Source organism: Hyphomonas atlantica corrig. (assembly GCF_017795365.1).
In the GTDB taxonomy this organism is placed as follows: Bacteria; Pseudomonadota; Alphaproteobacteria; order Caulobacterales; family Hyphomonadaceae; genus Hyphomonas; species Hyphomonas atlantica.
The window spans coordinates 1826630-1843866 of sequence record NZ_CP051254.1; the positions used below are offsets into that span (position 1 = coordinate 1826630).

General features: G+C 57.0%; 13 protein-coding genes and 3 tRNA genes. 8 read left to right on the plus strand and 8 right to left on the minus strand.

The features are described from left to right. Positions 1-26: 26 nt before the first annotated feature. Positions 27-1019 carry an aspartyl protease family protein gene (locus tag HF931_RS09030; RefSeq protein ID WP_273014030.1) on the plus strand — a complete coding sequence of 331 codons (993 nt, stop codon included), beginning with the start codon at positions 27-29 and terminating at the stop codon, positions 1017-1019. Positions 1020-1025: 6 nt separating this feature from the next. Here the strand turns inward: HF931_RS09030 and HF931_RS09035 are convergent, their stop codons facing one another. The 3 genes from HF931_RS09035 to HF931_RS09045 form a co-directional block, all read right to left on the minus strand. Next, a complete protein-coding gene (locus HF931_RS09035; protein WP_273239752.1) occupies positions 1026-3839 on the minus strand; it encodes a phosphoenolpyruvate carboxylase in 2814 nt (937 codons plus the stop codon). Between the two features lie 94 nt (positions 3840-3933). After that, a complete protein-coding gene (locus HF931_RS09040) occupies positions 3934-4824 on the minus strand; it encodes a hypothetical protein (RefSeq protein WP_035555731.1) in 891 nt (296 codons plus the stop codon). A 57-nt stretch (positions 4825-4881) separates the two neighbouring features. Then, positions 4882-5712: a TrmH family RNA methyltransferase gene (locus tag HF931_RS09045; RefSeq protein ID WP_273239755.1), complete on the minus strand. Its 831-nt coding sequence runs from the start codon at positions 5710-5712 to the stop codon at positions 4882-4884. A 107-nt stretch (positions 5713-5819) separates the two neighbouring features. Between HF931_RS09045 and HF931_RS09050 the strand changes: the two genes are divergently transcribed. The 4 genes from HF931_RS09050 (at position 5820) to HF931_RS09065 (ending at position 7723) form a co-directional block, all read left to right on the plus strand. Then, positions 5820-5904 (plus strand) — tRNA-Tyr (locus tag HF931_RS09050). A gap of 42 nt (positions 5905-5946) precedes the next feature. Then, a tRNA-Gly gene (locus tag HF931_RS09055) sits at positions 5947-6020 on the plus strand. A gap of 243 nt (positions 6021-6263) precedes the next feature. Then, positions 6264-6350 (plus strand) — tRNA-Leu (locus HF931_RS09060). A gap of 185 nt (positions 6351-6535) precedes the next feature. Next, positions 6536-7723, plus strand: coding sequence for a tyrosine-type recombinase/integrase (locus HF931_RS09065; RefSeq protein WP_273239756.1), 1188 nt, complete (start codon positions 6536-6538; stop codon positions 7721-7723). A 75-nt stretch (positions 7724-7798) separates the two neighbouring features. Here HF931_RS09065 and HF931_RS09070 read toward each other — a convergent pair whose 3' ends face one another. Beyond that, the gene (locus tag HF931_RS09070; protein ID WP_273239758.1) at positions 7799-8089 is read right to left on the minus strand and encodes a hypothetical protein; all 291 of its coding nucleotides are present in this window, start codon (positions 8087-8089) and stop codon (positions 7799-7801) included. Between the two features lie 290 nt (positions 8090-8379). Here HF931_RS09070 and HF931_RS17165 point away from each other — a divergent pair, with 290 nt between their 5' ends. Continuing rightward, on the plus strand, positions 8380-8625 hold the full coding sequence (locus HF931_RS17165; protein WP_420537736.1) for a helix-turn-helix domain-containing protein: 246 nt from the start codon (positions 8380-8382) through the stop codon (positions 8623-8625). Positions 8626-8961: 336 nt separating this feature from the next. Here the strand turns inward: HF931_RS17165 and HF931_RS09080 are convergent, their stop codons facing one another. The 4 genes from HF931_RS09080 to HF931_RS17170 form a co-directional block, all read right to left on the minus strand. After that, positions 8962-10902, minus strand: a complete 1941-nt coding sequence (locus tag HF931_RS09080; RefSeq protein WP_273239762.1) for a DUF3732 domain-containing protein — start codon at positions 10900-10902, stop codon at positions 8962-8964. After that, a complete protein-coding gene (locus HF931_RS09085; RefSeq protein ID WP_273239764.1) occupies positions 10899-11405 on the minus strand; it encodes a three component ABC system middle component in 507 nt (168 codons plus the stop codon). Before HF931_RS09085 ends, HF931_RS09080 begins: the two co-directional genes overlap by 4 nt. Further along, positions 11402-12586, minus strand: a complete 1185-nt coding sequence (locus HF931_RS09090) for an ABC-three component system protein (RefSeq protein ID WP_273239765.1) — start codon at positions 12584-12586, stop codon at positions 11402-11404. The genes HF931_RS09085 and HF931_RS09090 overlap by 4 nt, the downstream gene beginning before the upstream one ends. A gap of 266 nt (positions 12587-12852) precedes the next feature. Further along, on the minus strand, positions 12853-13158 hold the full coding sequence (locus HF931_RS17170) for a helix-turn-helix transcriptional regulator (protein ID WP_420537710.1): 306 nt from the start codon (positions 13156-13158) through the stop codon (positions 12853-12855). 433 nt (positions 13159-13591) lie between these two features. Between HF931_RS17170 and HF931_RS09095 the strand changes: the two genes are divergently transcribed. Next, positions 13592-16477, plus strand: a complete 2886-nt coding sequence (locus HF931_RS09095) for a class I SAM-dependent DNA methyltransferase (protein WP_273239767.1) — start codon at positions 13592-13594, stop codon at positions 16475-16477. Then, positions 16464-17012 carry a hypothetical protein gene (locus HF931_RS09100; protein WP_273239769.1) on the plus strand — a complete coding sequence of 183 codons (549 nt, stop codon included), beginning with the start codon at positions 16464-16466 and terminating at the stop codon, positions 17010-17012. The genes HF931_RS09095 and HF931_RS09100 overlap by 14 nt, the downstream gene beginning before the upstream one ends. The last annotated feature ends 225 nt before the right edge of the window (positions 17013-17237 follow it).

Genomic DNA, 17237 nt, shown 5'->3' on the forward strand with positions numbered 1-17237 from the left:
GCATACTGGCGGAAAAGGAAGCATCCATGGGAGGATTGCCAGCATCGCGGGCCACGCGGCCTGGTCTCGCTCAGCAGCTTGTTCGGTTCAGCCTGCTGCTTGGTTTCCTTTTGTGTCTTCCCTTGCTGGCTTCCGGGAATACCAACATTCACCAGATCGTTCCGTTCGAGATGGATTCCGAAGATCGCCTGATCACGGAGTTGTCCTTCACAAACGGCGCGCGCGCTTCGGCCGTCATCGACACAGCGGCAACCCTGCCCATGATTGGTGGTGCGACCGCACGCTCTGCCGGTGTCGCAGTTGTGGAGGGTGAAGAGCAGTTTGTCGAAGTGCTGGGCCTTGGTGGCCCGCAGATGTTTCCGCTGATTGACCTGCCCAGCCTTGGCGCCGGAACGGTTACGCTTCAGCGTGTGCCCGCTGCGCTCGACCGGAAGATCGCCGTGGAGGGCGTGCGCAATGTCTTCCCGATGAGCGCCATGACGGGCGATGTGGTGGATTTCGATTTCGACAGCAAACAGGTAACCGCCTATGATCGCCGCCCAATGGGGCGGATGCGGGAGATCCTTTGCAAACGGCCGATGGAGGTCCGCAACGGGCTCTATTTCGTCCCGGTAAAGATCAATGGGCATCGCGGCCTGGCCCTGATCGATACGGGGTCCACGATCACCTACATGAATTCCGCCTTTGCCGCGCTGGCGGGCACGCGGGTAAATGAGGAGGAAACCAAACGTCTGCATGGGGTGACGGGCGAGGGGTATGACATGCATGTTGCGCGCATATCCCGTTTCCAGCTTCACGAAGTAAAGATGAACAGCTTCAACATGGTCGTGTCAGACCCGGCCCTGTTCGAATACCTCGGCATGTCTGACGAGCCCGTCATGATCCTCGGCATGGATTTCCTTGCGCAGTTCCGGGTACAGATCGATCGCAAGAATGAGTTGCTCTATCTGCGCATTCGCCACAGCACAGCGCAGAAGTGTCAGGTCTGTATGGAGATGCAGACCTATCGCCGTCGCTGACCGGCTCTAGCCGAATGCCCCATAGGCATGCGTTACCGCCAGGCTGATGCCGTGAAGGGCGCGGTCAATCTCGTCCAGCGGCGCAATCACATCCTTGTGGATGCGGTCATAGCCATAGCTGGCCTGCGCCTTGGACTCATTGCCCGCCTCAGTCAGCGCCGTCAGGGGCGTGTCCTGATCGCGAGAGTGCGGGAAGATTTCGCGCAGCAGGCTGACCGCCTCGCCAATGCGCAGCTCAGCCACCATTTCAACCAGGTCGCGGCTGCTGGCATCATGCCGTTCAGACAGGCGGGGCAGGCCGCCGACAATCGAGAACGCTTTCATGATCAGCGCCTGACGCACCGCATGCAGAACATGCAGGTCCAGCCGACCTTCATGGCGCGCTTCGATCGACGGCGCAGACTGAAGCTGCGCAAGCAGTCGGTCGAACTTGCCGAGGTCTACGGACAGGAAGTTGGCAATCTGGTTCATCGAGACGGCCGTCTCTGTATTGCGCAGCGCATAATAGACCGCGCGATAGGCATTCGCCTTGTCCTGGTCGGCAAGTTTCGAATGCGCCACCCAGACGCCCGGATCATAGACTTTGGCGTAGGAGCGTAGCGCTGGCAGGCTGGTCAGCACACGGGCGCGGGTGGCCAGCAGGATCAGCCGCGTCATGCGCGGGCTGGCATCGATCAGCTCGACCAGACGGTCCATTTCCCGTTGCAGGGATGAACCAATCCCCGCGGCGACGTTCACCGGAATGCTCAGCTGTTGCAGCGTGGCATTGTGAGAAATGGCGCGCAGGGACCGCGGGCCAACCGGCCCGGCGGCGCGGCGCTTGGGTCGAGAGCCGGCCTTCACGGTCAGGCCGCTGGAGAATGCGCCCAGCAGGCGACCATAATCCTCGTTCACAAACAGACGTTCCTGCCAGGCGCGTAGCGAGCGGTAGAAATCCCAAACAAGGTCCGTGCGCGTATAGAACGGGTCTTCGCTGCGATCTTCGGGATCAGACAATGTGTGGCTGCACCAGGCGGCCATCGTCGCCTCTGCCAGATTTGGATTGGCGAAATGCAGGAAGCCGTCGCCGCCCTGAAAGCTGACTTCGTGGCGCAGTTGAAGCCCGCGTGCCCGCGCTCCGCCGCGTGTCCACGGGGTCAGCAAATGATCGAAACGCTGTTCGAAGCTGCCCGGCCATGCGCCGCGACCCATGCTTTCGCCATGCGTGTTGAAGATCAGCAAGTCCACATCCGCGCCCTTGGCGGCCAGCGCCCGCGCGATGAGATTGTGGATGCGTTCAATCGCCATGTCGGCGGCGACCTGTCCGATAAACCGTCCGGCATCGGAGAAACCAAGCTGGATCGAGAGATAGCCGCGCTGTTTCACATAGGCGAGGAATTCAGGCTCCTCCAGAAGGCGCTCAATAAAGCGGCCGCCCGTTTCAAGCGCCTCTGGCGTTTCGAACAGGGGAGAGATGTCCAGCTTGTCGTCAACGCCATATTGCCGGGCGAGGTAGAGCGCGCCCATCACGGTTGCCGGGTTCTCACTCTCCGCAATCAGGAAGCGGATGACCGAGCCCGCATCAATATGCTTCAGGATCTGCGCACACATCATGAATTGGCGCCGCGCGGTCGATTGCTCCAGGAACAGGTCTGCAAAGTTAACCTGAACTGGCTTTGACTTGCGGGCCTTCTGCGCGAGCTCTGCCAGGGCGAGGCGGCCCAGCTCCCGATCTTCGGTCTGCAGGCCAAGGTCGCGATTGATCACGGTTCGGACTTGCGCGGCGTTCACGCGCAAATGAATGCGCGCTGTGCCCAGTTGCAGTGCCTCGACCTGCGCGCGGATGGCCATCAGCTTGGCAGCGAGACCGTCCTCAGCTGTGGCGATCACCTCGTCCAGCACATCCACGATTTCGCTTGCGTCCAGCACATTGCGCTTTGACGGCGCGGTCAGCGCATTGGCAGCGGGCACCAGATTGTCCGGATCGGTCAGGTCTGCCGCGAACAGGGCGGCATGCCCGGCAGTGTCTTCAGCAGCCGTCTTCAGGCGCTGGGTGAGCTTGGCAAGCGGGCCAATCTTCTGACTGCCGCTGATCGCCTCAAGCTGGGCGGCGTAGCGGCCAAGCTGCACGGCCTTTTCGGTCAGGCGGAAGGTCAGCGATTGCGACCAGTGAATGTCTGCGCGGCCATCCAGATCATACCCAACCCAGCAGGCAATCGTCGGCACATAGATTTTCAGCGAACGCCAATCGTCCGGAAATGCCTTCCGGGCGACAGAAATCAACACGGACGCATATGCCAGCTGCGCATTGGCGGCGTGCTCGACGGCGTCCTGCACTTCGTCATGTTCGCCCTGCAGGCTGATCTGCTGGTTCCAGGCGCGCGAGTCGGCGCGGATCTGACGCTGCAGCGCGGTGCGGCTGGTCTTCGTGGCGCTCACCACATGATCGGCCAGTGCTGTGCGCAAGTCCCGCGACAGCGCAAAGGTCGGGTGCCCGGTAAAGACGATGCCGCCGGTGGCCTGCTCAACGCGCGCCTTGAACGCCTCGAAGCCTTGTCCGGCCAGCGCTTCCAGTTCTTCGGTCAGGCTGGCCCACGCTGTCTTCGCCTTGCCGCCGGAATGCTGGTCGCGAAACCGTTCGGCGCGTTCCTCTATCAGGTCCAGATGAACTTCATCGGCCAGTTTTGACAGGTCGGAGATTTTCGCGTCGCCGCGCTCCAGGTCCCGGAACAGTGTCTGAGCCAGCGCAAATACGGAATTGGTCAGCGGATCGATTTCAATCCGTGCAGCCTGCTCGCGCAGGAACAATTGAGCTGAGGCGAGGGTCTTCGGAGTGGTCATCGTTGTCATGCCGCCAGAAATACGGAAATTGACGTAAAGTCAAAGGTCTCCGGCGCGCCAGTCGAAATAAATCCCGCCCTGCGTTGAAGTCCGGCTATTTACGGCCGAAAAATCGGAAGACGCCGATCAGGCCCGCCACGGCAGACCCCAGCCCGCCAAGCAGGACAAAGAGTGGATTGGCCTGGTCCGCGAACGCGATGGCGCGGTTGATGCCAGAGACTTCCACGGTCACCGTATCGCGGAAAGTTCGCAGCGGCACGACGGCGTCTTCATCAATGGCATAGATCTCGAAGACGAGATCATGGCTGCCCGCTGTCAGCGGCACGACAGACCAGCGCCAGACATTTTCCGTCAGCGGCGACATCGCCTGAATTTCCGGCGACATGGCGACGATCTCGAAATTCGCACCGCTCAGGCGCGCTTCCACGCGGTCAGAGACGAGCGCTTCACCTTCTATAATGTTGCCGCGGCCGGGCAGGGCGTCGACAGCGGTCTCATCGCCTGTGGAATCAATGGCCAGCGTCACATCAAAGGCGCGCTTGTATTCAGCCTTGCTGGGCGTCTCATGCGCGACGGGAACAGATTTCAGCGTCTCGACGAACGATTCGTTTGCCTGGGCCGTGACATTGGCCGAGCGCGTCGACATCGGCACATCAAACTCGGGCGCAGCGCCCACAGCCTCCGGGAACACATCACCTGGAATGTCCGCGCCAAGGCTGCGAGTCGGGCCAGCAGCCGGGGCGGGGGCGGTGGCTGGCGCCTCCATCATCATCTCTTCGCTTTCGAGCGGCTCCAGCTGTGCCAGTTCTTCTTCCACACTTGGCGGCGCGGCCTCTTCAAACGCCTGTTCCGTCGCCATTTCCTGCGCCGGGGCGGCCACGACCACGTCGTCGCGCGGGGCATAGGTGTCCAGCAGGACAGACCCGGCATAGCCCGCAGCGCCCAGGCCGCACAGAAGTAGAAGGATGGACAGCAATCTCAGCATGGCGGCACGCGCTCCGTCTATTGATCCCCTCAGCGTGGTTAATCCCTTAGCAGAGCTTTATGACAGGGGGAAACGATTACGGCTGCTTTCATAAAAGGCGACGGCGGCTGCGTTCGAGACGTTCAGGCTCTCCATTTCCGGGGTAATCGGAATGCGCGCCAGTTCTGCGCAGGCCTTGGCGACGGCAGGGCGGATGCCCGGCCCTTCCGCGCCCAGCACGATGGCCAGTTTCGGCGCGCCCTCCACAGCATCGGCGATCAGCCGCTGGCCCTCTCCGGCAAGACCGACCGTGTGATAGCCCGCCTCGGCCAGCTGCTCCAGCGCGCGGGCAATGTTCACCACACGCGCTTCCCGCACCGTTTCGATTGCGCCGACGGCGGCCTTTGCCGCCACGCCCGTCACATTCGGGGCATTGCGCGTCTGCAGCACCAGCCCGCCAAAGCCGAACGCTGCCGCAGACCGGTACACCGCGCCCAGATTGTGCGGGTCGGACACCTGGTCCAGCACGGCGATGTGGCTGACGCCTGCATCGATCAGGTCTTCCAGCGCGACTGGCTCCAGCGGGTCCACCTTTACAGCCACGCCCTGGTGCACGGCCCCGTCAGGAAGGCGCGAATCAATATCCTTCGCGGAGACGATGACAGGCTGCACCGCTCCCGCCGGCAGGCGCTGCGCCGCATTCTCGGTCGCCAGCAGCTCATGACAGGTGCGCGCCGGGTTTGCCAGCGCGGCGGCAACGGCATGCGTGCCCCATATCCAGAGCGGTCCACCGTCTGCACCACCGGAGTCGCGGCCTTTTCCGCCGCGCCGAGGGGGGCGGGCCGGGCCTCGACGTGCATTATCTGCGCTGTCGTGTGCTTTTCGCCGATTAGAATGGTTGCGCGGCATTTCGGGTTTCCTTATAAGGCCGCTTCCGGGATGGATCGGAAGCGCGAGAGCGCCCATGTGAAGCCCCGGCGCGGCAACGTCAATTGGCGTCAGGTCGCGGGTCCCGTGGAGGGATGGGAGAGTGGTTAAATCCACCAGACTGTAAATCTGGCCGCTTAGCGTACGCTGGTTCGAATCCAGCTCCCTCCACCACCCCGCACTGATGTGCTATAAACGGCTGCTGCGACCCGGTGAGCGGGTATAGCATAATGGTAATGCACCAGCCTTCCAAGCTGTGTATGTCGGTTCGATTCCGTCTACCCGCTCCAACCGAATACTTCCGTGAAATCAGGGAATTGCACGCGATTTTTCAGCATGTGGTTCAGGTGTTGGCGCGGGCCATTGCGCAGGGGATTGCGGGGGCTGCGCAGCGTTTTCCGGCAGGCATTGCCCCGATCAAATCCTGCGCGTGGGGCGCGGCTGGGATGACACGCAGTTTCCCGCCCGAATGCTACAGTTTTACCGTTGACGGACCCGGCCCCAGCCTATACATCGGCGCCTTCCGATCCCGTGCCCAGATGGCGGAATTGGTAGACGCGCTACGTTCAGGTCGTAGTTCTCGCAAGGGAGTGGAGGTTCGAGTCCTCTTCTGGGCACCAGGAAGCTTTTTGAGTGCATCCTTCAGCGTCCGAGAAAGTCTCCAAAATTCCATATAATCAGGGAGTTATAGGGATTGACCGTCCGCTAGCGTCCGTCGTGATCCGCTGAGATCCAGACATCGATATGGTACGCTCGCTGGTAGTATGGTATCAATTAGCAGTCGAAAAGCTGCCGGTACCATGCCATGCCTCTTACCGATCTGAAGATCCGCAGTCTCAAACCTGAGGAAAAACCCCGCCGTTATACAGATGGTGGAAATTTGTTCGTTGAAGTGCGTCCCACGGGGTCGAAACTCTGGCGCTTTGCGTACAAGTTTGACGGCAAACAGAAGCTGATGGCTTTGGGGGCATATCCCGAGATCTCGCTCGCCAAAGCGCGCGAGAAGCGCGCCGAAGCCCGCGCTCTGCTGATCGAAGGGATTGATCCCATGCAGCAGGCCAAAATCGATAAGCTCGAACGGCAGGCCCTCACAGAGCATACTTTCTCGGCCATCGCCGAGGAGCTGCTGGAGAAGAACCGCAAGGAAGGTCTAGCCGATACGACGCTCTCCAAGAAAGCGTGGCTGATCGGTATTGCAAATGCCGATTTGGCCGACATGCCGGTCACTCAGGTGAAGCCAGCGCACGTTCTCGTGCCGCTTCGCAAAGTCGAAGCAGACGGCAATTATGAAACAGCCCGGCGTCTACGCGCTGTCATAAGCCAGGTCTTCAGGTATGCCGTCGCCACTGCACGCTGCGAACATGATCCGACTGCCGGGCTTCGCGGGGCACTGATCGTACCTAAAGTTCGCCACCGCCCGGCTATCGTTGACCGTGATGGCTTTGCTGGCCTCGTGCGGGCCATCTGGGACTATGATGGGGCAATAGAAACTCAAGCCGGCCTTCAGCTCATGGCACTACTTTATCCACGTCCTGGCGAGCTCCGCCTGTCGAAATGGAATGAATTCGATCTTCGAAAGCGCGTATGGACCATTCCGGCAGAGCGCACGAAGATGCGCCGGGAGCATCGCAAGCCGCTGTCAGAACCTGCGGTGAAGATCCTGAAGCGGCTTCAATCAGTCACTGGCCATGAGCCGTGGGTTGTTGTCTCCCAACTCTCGCGCGGCAAACCGATCAGCGAGAACACACTGAACGGGGCTCTCCGTCGCCTCGGTTTCAGCGCCAATGAGATGACCTCCCACGGCTTCCGCGCAAGCGCCTCAAGTCTGCTGAATGAAAGCGGCAAATGGCACCCAGATGCCATCGAAGCAGAGTTGGCTCACATGGGGGCAGATCAGGTTCGCAAAGCATATCATCGAGCTACGTATTGGGATCAGCGCGTTGAAATGGCGGAGTGGTGGGCGGCGGAAGTGGAGAGTTTTGCCTCAGGCTGACTGCGGAATAATGCACGAGTACGGAATGTGTGTGGGGGCGCAAAACACACCGCCGTGCTGTATAATATGGCCACTTTAGAAACTTGATAGAGCAAGATTATGGCGAATACTCACTGCAAGGTCATGAGTAGTCTGATTTTCATCCGGATTGATCACTTTAGCGAGAACATCTAGCTTCAATTTAATACCCCGAGTGGTTGTTGCGGGGATCTCTGGCAAACCGAGGAGAAGCTGTTGCTTCTTTTTCTCTAACATACGCAACCGTCGATCAATCTCTACAAGTATCCTCGGTTCAGAAATGTTCATGCTCGTATGTTCAGGATGATCGCGCCAATAGCCCGCTCGGATTAGACGAGTTTCAGTCATCTGCCAGATGTCTATCAAAGCAGCGTATTGGGCCTCTAGTCCTAACCAGGATTTGCAAGCACCGACAGCTGGATCCGGTAAGGAAGGAAGCTTCGATATCGTTGAGCCAAGGGCCGCGCCCACCACGAGCTGTCGGCGAGAAAGGTTGGATGAAGTACGTGGGAGAGCATCCTCCACACCAATTCGGCGTCGAGACATGGGTTTGCCTTTATGGTACACATGAGTCGTTTAATATCACGCATCATAACGGCGTGATCGTTTTTTGTAAATATGATCAGAAAAAGAAAATTATGAGTCTCACTGCTGCGCAACTTCGAGCCGCTCGTGCCCTCCTTGATTGGACGCAGCCAAAACTTGCAGAAGCAGCGAAATTATCTGTTCCCACAATAAGACGAATGGAGAGTGATCGCGGCCCGTCGGCAAGTACTGATGCCAACGTAGAGGCGGTGCGCAGAGCGCTTGAAGAAGGGGGAGTCGTGTTTCTCGGACCGCAAGAAAGTGCGGAGGGCGGTGCGGGCGTTAGGCTGAAAGAGTAGCCTCAATACTATGTCGGTAGTAACAATCGATATGCCGCATTCATCCCGGAAGCGGTCGTTAGCGTCAGGATCAGGACGTTCTTAATCGGTTACATTGGCAGTTTGCTGGGAAGGTCGCTGTGATTCCGGTTCCGGCTATGAGCTAACGGACTTAAGATCCAGAGACAGGGTCATTGCCTTATGAAGGCGAATAACAAATTTTCGGGTTGACGAAGAAGGTATTTGCTCAATCTCCGTTGCGACAGTCAGATCCTTAATGACGTTGTGGCGGGTATCCTAAAAAGCGGAACACGATGAGCGACTAGGCTCGGCGCGGGCTGAATTGTCTGCCGAAGCCTAATCCACCTCAATCCATTCAGCCGGTATCAAGGCCTCTTCGCCGCGCCAGCGTTCAATGATTGCGTCATTGAACCAGGGCTCTTCCAGATGAGCGTGATCGAGTACGATGAGCTGAAAGCCATGACCTATTTCTTCGCTCGCCTGATGCATCAGTTCAAAAAGCCGATAGACCGCGCGCCGGTCAGCGTCTTGAAGTCCGTCGACACGGCCGGCTTGGTCGGCTTCCGGGGGATAGTGCGCTTGGGTCGGCTGATCGAATATGACGATGCCGGGCACGGGACGGCCTTGCGCTCGAAACCAATGATGAAGAGCCAGCAATGTCACGACGTGATAGCCGATCCAGTTTTCGCCGCTACCAATCCGATTGAGAGAAATCGGCCCAGTGACCGTTTCGGCGACCACGGTCAGTTTCGTGATGTCGAGACGAATGCGTCCACCGGCGTGTTCGAGGTCAAGCTCGCCCGCATACTCGGTCATTTTATCGGCGATCAGGTTGAGGAATGTGTAGACCTTCTCTTGGATCATATCGGTATTGACGCGTTCAGCCAGCATTTCGACCCGGCGCTTAGCAGCTTCAATTTGCGCATCTATATCGTTTTCCTCGTTAGAGCCGTTCGTCTGATCGATGAAGGCGCCGATTCGCCCGACCACGCGGGCGCGCTCGATCACCTGATCGCGAATTCTTCGCGCGCGCTCATCGTCAGCGTAGGCGCGTTCTAAGTTACGCTGTGTAGAGACAATCGTGTACTGAAGTTCGGTGCCCTTTTTCCCAAGCGCATCGAGACGTTGTTGCAAGTGCGGGCTCTCCGCGCCGACCGAGTCGAGCTGTCGGTCGAGTTGTTCAAGAGCAGTATTCAAAGCCAGCGCACCCGGCAGGGGCGCCTCCAGCGCACTATCGCATAAGGGACACGTATTCTCACCGTCGCTCTTACCGGAATAGAGACCAATGGAAGAGAGGCGCGCGCGTTGTTCGGCCGCTTCCCGCGAAAAACTGGTTTGTTCGCGTAGGAAATGGGTTGTCGCACGAATCTCGTTCCGTGTTTCGATCAGTTGCTCGCGTAGAGTTTTTAGCTCGTTTTCAAGGCGCTGAATGAGATCGCTGCCTGAGGGCAGAAAGGATGGTGATTGCAGATCTTGTGAAATGGCGCGGCCGAGTTCGGCGAGCGCAGCATTGTTGTCAGTGGTTTCAAACGACTGATCAACTAGGCCGACGCGCTTGGCGTCGATGAGGAACCGGCGAAAGCGTTGAAGCGCATCTGTGCTGGCTTTTTGCAGTGCAGCCTTATTGGTTTCGAGTTGGCGCAATTGAAGCTTTGCGTCATCGAGTTCGTTCTGGCGCAGGAAATGATCTTCATCGACGGCGCCGAGAAAATAAGGGAAGGTATCTTTGATGGATTGAGGAATGAACTCATCGCCCTGGCGGTGAAAAAGTCGGTCGCGGCTGGCAATCTCGTCTTGTTTTTGAAAGCAGAGATGCAAGGCATGGCGCAGGGTGGCTTGCAGAGGCCCGCGCGTGCCGGTCAGCGGTCGGTGCTCGTTCTCCGCGATGCCGGCGAAACGGGTCAGCAGGCGGATGAGGCCATCAATATTGGTGTTCTTCTGAAGGTCGGGATAGAGTGGAAGCTGATCATAATGCCCGCGGCGGATATAGATGTCGGAGCTGGTTTTGGCGTCGGCGTCGGGATTGCGCCGAGCGATAAAAAGCCGGTCGTTTCCACTCTCGATTTCAACGGCGAACCAAGAGACGTTGCGGCGAATGACGCCTTCTGCAACGTAGCATTCGCTGCGGCCAAAGCAGTAATCAATTATATCGATGATGGAAGATTTTCCGGTTTTGGCGCGCCCGGTCAAAATGCGCAGGCCGGAGCCTGAAAAATCGACTGTACGGCACTCTCCACCGAAGCTGTACACGCTAACCGTTCGAAGGGTGAAACTCATACGCGCACTCCCCAGGCGGCTAGGATGGTGGATGTGTCGCCGGAAGCGGCGAACCAGCGCCCCACCATGCGGGTGGCTGTCACTGTATTTCGAATGTCAGTAGTCATGTCATCGAGAGCTTTCGGTGTGAAGGAGGCGCGCTTGGAGCCAAGTGCAACGCGCCCTGCCTCATCCACAACAAGCGCGTTGCGAGCGAGGGCGAACTGGATTGCTTCGCGCAAGTACGGCGCAAGCCCGCGCGCCCGGGCCGCGAATCCGATGCGTGCAGCTGGCGTGCGTTCCAGCCATGGAAGGAGCCCAGTCAGCGTCGTGCGCGGCAAGCTATCGCGTGTAGGCGCGTGCATGGCCACTGGCAGGGCGCAGAAGATGAGGGCGTAGTCTGGCGAGGTCGGAGCTTCTTTTTCAAAAGCGCGAACAAATTCATAAATTAACGCCCCGCAATAGGCGGGATTGAAATGGTTGGCTTCTTCAGGCGCGCGGGCGTTCCAGGCGGGTAGACTCATGAGCCGGACTCCTCGGAAGCCATTAAGCCTTCATACTCTGGATGCCAGCCGATCCTGAGGGCATCGGCTAAAATTTGGTAAGAGCCGGAGGAAAGCCAAATTTCGTCGCGATTGCGTAAGGGCTTTTGATAATTGCGCGCCCAGCGGAAAACGGATTTTCCTGCGCGTTCTTTATCTGCGGTCGAGCACATCATGGGAAGGTCGCTGGCGGCGCTCAGAAATTGGCGTCGCCAGGCATCCCAGAGCGCCCTGTCATAGCGGTCGGCTTCGCCGTCGAGGAGTAGACTTTCGCGCGCCCAACGAGAACGTTGCTCAAACGCGCGATAATAATCGTGCAAAGCGGATAATGCTTCGCCTTCATTCAAATCAATTAGCCGCATTTGCCGGACAAGTGGACGCTCATCACTCGGCAGACTGGTGACTTCCGGCATGTCGTCGATTTCGGGATCAAGGGGCAGGCGAAAGATCGTGAAATCGTCTCGCAATTCATGGATTTTGTTCTGTACAGCGGCTAGTGATATTGCTGAGTCTGCTTCTCCCGAAAGCGCCTGAACCACGCGGGCAAACCACCAGCCTTCCAGATAATCTGTAAAGGTCTCAACCTGTCCCTGTGGGGCGGAGTAGAATAACTCCTTTTCAATCTCCAAACGGACATTGTGGATATCTGGCGCCTGATCGAACACCCAGATGTTGCTGACGAGCAGAGCGCGATCGGTGGCCGGTAGCGCCAGAAACGCTTCACGCGCAGCCTTCGTTGTTTGATTGTTTGAACCACTCGCGGCGGCCCGCAATATCTCCACGGCACCTTGCACATCGCGGGTGTCGGGCGAGTGGCGCAGTAAGCGCAGGGCGGATCCGGCTGGCGCGGTCTCCGTTGTCAAAAACACAAACCGGGTATTGGCGGCGATCAGCGGATCGGTCTCAATGAGGTCCATCCAGACGCGGAGCGTTTTCCAGACATCAACACTTTTGTCCGAGACATTTGCGGGGGCGCCATGATGTTTGGTTTGTATGAGTTCAATCGGTTTTGCGTCTTGCTGAAACGCAACATCGTCGAAACGCTCGATTGAGATGGACAACCCGGCATTGGATTTGGCTTCCTGCAACGCGCGTAGCAATGCGTACCGGCTTTGAAACAAGTAGCCGGTCATGGAGTCGGATGCTGTATAGGCGTCGCTCAAATGGTCTCCGATAAATGAACGCTTATTAGAAATATGACTTCTAATTAACGTACGAGTCCAAGTCTCTCAACCGGTGATTGCTGCATTAGTCAAAGCGTTGACTGGAGTTTGTATTCAGCGACAGGGACCGATGCCGGTACGCCGTGAATAACATACTCCGCATCAATGGGTTTCATAACGAACCAACGAAATCAAAGGCGAATTTGCTTCGAAGTGGATGACTTAGGCCTCTGAGCATTTGACTGCTTTTGCGCCCATAGAAGACATCACGAATTCCTTTCAGATAGGATCAGAGAGGCCATAAAAGCTTCTACTTCGCTTTCGACCCAGACACTTCTACGACCGATATGAACTGGGGAAGGAAAGGGGCGTACGGAGTCTTTGATCTGTGAGTATAGAGTTGAGCGCCCAACGCTAAGGCGGTCGAGCACTTGGTTGAGGCTCAAGAATCGAATTGGCTGACGCAGTTCTGCACGAGCCTGATCGATGTCAAAATCGAATGGAACATCAGAGTTGGAAAGCCGGCGCTTCGTCATGCCAGGAGTATCCATGGACTCCCGCAGTTCGGCCATTCAGTTTGAAGGGAGAACACGGGATTTCGCAATTAGTCGAATTGCGGCGGAAGAATCGCGAAATGCGGGTGACAGCCTATCCGGGGAGGTGTCACACAAAAATAGATGTGCAGACAATGAGTTAGGTGTCACTATGTGACACTCCCTTAATCTTGCCCTCCGGGACTCCATTAGCCCTTTTCCGCCGTTTTCACTTTCTTCCTCGCCCGCTTCATGGTCGGTGTCGCCAATTTTTCAGTCCGTCAAGGGCGCGCGCAAGGCGCGCCGCGAAGCGGCCGCAGGCCCTTGACGGACTGAAAATTGGGCAAGGAAGATTGCTATTGCCCAAGGCATTCTATGCCATTGGGCATGATGGAAAAAGTAACCGGATAACGAACTTCTGGTTACCTTTAAGTGGTTTGTTTTGGCTAACTAAAAGGCTATTGGATAGTTCATGACACCATCAGATTTCATTCGAAAATGGAAAAAATCCGAGCTTAAGGAAAGCGCGGCGGCGCAATCCCATTTCGTTGATCTCTGCCATCTTCTCGGCGTTGAGACACCGACCGATGTGGATGCTGTCGGTGACACTTACTGCTTCGAAAAAGGGGCAACAAAATCCACCGGCGGCAATGGTTTTGCCGATGTCTGGAAGAAGGGTTGTTTCGGCTGGGAGTATAAAGGCCCGAAGGCAAATCTGGACGTCGCCTATGCCCAATTGCAGCGATACGCGGTCGCGCTGGAGAACCCTCCGCTGCTGATCGTTTCCGATACCAAGACGATTATCATCCGCACGAACTGGACCAATTCCGTCAGCGAAACGCACACCATTGCGCTGACCGATCTTGTCGATGCCAAAGCCCGCGAGACGCTGAAAAATTGCTTCCTCAACCCGGAAGCGCTGCGCCCGAAACGCACCCGTGATGATCTTACGCGCGAGGCCGCCAACGAGTTTTCCGCCCTTGCGCAGCGTTTGCGAGACGATGGCCATGACGCCGAAACCGTGGCGCATTTCGTCAACCGTTTGGTCTTCTGCATGTTCGCCGAAGATGTCGATCTGCTGCCTAACAAGATGTTCGAGCGCGCCATCGAGCACGCCCGCAAGGAGCCAGATAAGGCGCAGGACTTCCTGAAAACCCTGTTCGAAGCGATGAAGTCGGGCGGGCCGGTCGGCTTTGAATCCGTGCCCTGGTTCAATGGCGGCCTGTTCGATAATGACGTGGCCCTGCCGCTTGGCCGCGACGAAATCGAGCTGGTCTACAAGGCCGCGAAACTATTCTGGGCCGATATTGACCCGTCCATTCTCGGTACGCTGTTCGAGCGCGGGCTCGACCCTTCCAAGCGTTCGCAACTTGGCGCGCACTACACTGACCGGGACAAGATCATGATGATCATCCGTCCCGTGATCATCGAGCCGTTGGAGGCCGAATGGGCTGACGTGAAGGCGAAGATCGCGGACGAAATGGAGAAATCCCTCACCGCGAAATCGGAAGGCGCGAAGACGCAGGCGTATAACCGGGCGGTCAAGGCCCACAGTGATTTCATCGAACGACTAGCGCGGTTTCGTGTACTCGACCCCGCCTGTGGATCTGGCAATTTCCTGTATGTTTCGCTCAAGGCGCTGAAGGATATCGAGCACCGGGCCAATGTGGAGGCTGAAGCGCTCGGCCTGCCGCGCGGCTTCCCACGTGTAGGCCCGGAAGCGGTGAAAGGGATCGAGATCAACGCCTATGCGGCTGAGCTGGCCCGCGTCTCGATCTGGATTGGAGAAATCCAGTGGATGCGCGCCAATGGTTTTGAAGCCACGACCAATCCGATCCTGAAGCCGTTGAACAACATCGAATGTAGGGATGCAGTTCTTGACGGTGACGGGACGAGGGCCGACTGGCCGACGGCCGATGTCATCGTCGGAAATCCCCCATTCGTCGGTGATAAAAAGCTGATCCGGGAAGTTGGGGAACAATATGCCGGTACCCTTAGAAAAGCATACTTGGGTACAGTTCCTGGGGGTGCAAATCTCGTTTGTTATTGGCTTGAGCGATCCAAGCAAGCTGTCCGCTCAAATGGTGTGAAACGTGTTGGTCTAGTCACCACTAATGCAATCAGGACCGGCGCTGACAGGCGAGTATTGGAGCTACTATGTGATACCGCTCCAATATTTGAAGCTTGGTCAGATGAGCCCTGGATCGTGGACGGAGCATCTGTTCGAATATCGATTGTATGTGTTTCTGTGGAGGATCGGCCAAAGAAGCTAGATGGTTCGCCAGTTGCGGCGATCACGCCGTCTCTCAGTGAATTTTCGCGAGAATTACCCGGCCAACTTCAAGAGAATAGTCGATCTTCATTCACCGGTACGTTCTTGAATGGTCCATTTGAGGTGGATGAACAGACGGCTAGAAATTGGTTGTTGGCCCCAAAGAATGTCACTGGAAATCACAATCGCGACGTTTTGCGTCTTACTGCAAATGGCCAAGACTTACTGCAACGCGGGGAGCGAAAGTGGCTGTTGGACTTCGGCGCTAGTATGACCGAACGGGAGGCAGCTTTGTACGAACTTCCGTTCGAGTACGCGCGGAAAGCTATAAAACCCTACCGACAAAGAAGAGACGAGAATGGAGAGTTCGAGGTTCGCCGTCTGAATCACCGTGAGCGGTGGTGGATTCACGCAGAAGCGCGCCCAGGTATGAGAAACGCAATTGATGGCCTAGATAGGTTTCTTGTTACTCCAATGGTTTCGAGTACTCGTGTATTTGCGTTTCTCGACTCCGCCTACTTACCCAATCAGAAACTAGTGGTCTTCCCGCGTGACGATTTCACGACGTTTGGGATTATGTCGTCCACATTCCATGAGGCATGGACGCTCGAATATTGTTCGTGGATCGGCGCGGGAAATGACCCGACTTATGCAACCAGCTCGGTTTATACAACTTTCCCCTTCCCGAAAGGCCTGACGCCCAACATTCCTGCCGCCGACTATGCCGAAAATCCGCGCGCAAAGGCGATTGCGGCGGCTGCCGCTCGTCTAAACGAATTGCGCGAGAACTGGCTGAACCCGCCTGAACTTGTGAAGCGCGTGCCCGAAGTCGTGCCGGGATATCCAGACCGTATCCTGCCGGTAGACGAAAAAGCCGCTGAAATTCTAAAGAAGCGCACGCTGACCAACCTCTACAATGAGCGTCCGGCTTGGCTTGACCATGCTCATCGTGATCTCGACCGTGCCGTGGCCACTGCATATGGGTGGCTAGATGACTTCGAAAGCGGCTTGCTAACCGACGACGAGATCTTGGGACGCCTTTTTGAGCTCAACCAAAAAAGAGCGAGCATTGATGCCTCAAGTTGAAGATGAGCGGAGCCCGCTGAAGCTGATCAATATTCTTCGGCGCGAGTCTCGTGCTTGGTTCAAGATCGCTGGAATGATCGGCATTGTCTTCTATAGTTTAATTACTATGACAAACTGGCTCAAAAACACATTCGATCTTGATGTGCTTCCGTTCTTTGAGCCGGTATTGGACAGTTTCCAGGCTTGGAGTCACTGGGTCTTAGACATAAAGCTATTCAGATGGCTGGAACTTCTGAGCGGTTTCATCATCGATGTGGTCCAGTCTGTTTGGGCTATGACATTCAAGACAGAAATTGACCTTCCCGAATTGATCGTACCCTCTTGGTGGAAAGACGCATCCATTCTGTCTTTCCTACTACTCAGATCACAAAACGGCGCAGTGAGTCTTGCTTCACCAGTTTCACTTCATCGCATGACTGTTGAAGAACAACACGAATGGTCGACGGTGCGGGCGCAAAGCAACCGGCTGGGCCGACGGATGAAGCGGTACTGTGGGCCGCAGTTATGGCTGTGTTTTCAATCTCGAGTATCGTGACTTGGCCAATCCGCCGCTTAGCGGGCAAGTCGATCGGAAAGCTTGCCCGTGATACAATCGGCGGTGCCTTTCTTCTAGGTGCACTATACCTTGCTCACGATCTCGTTGTGGCAATTAATACGCGCAAGTCTGACTCAAGATTTGCGATCGGTCACCGGAGATTTGTTACACTGATGACGCTTTCGCTCGTTGCGGCATTTGTTGGCGCTGTGCTGTTTCTTTTTG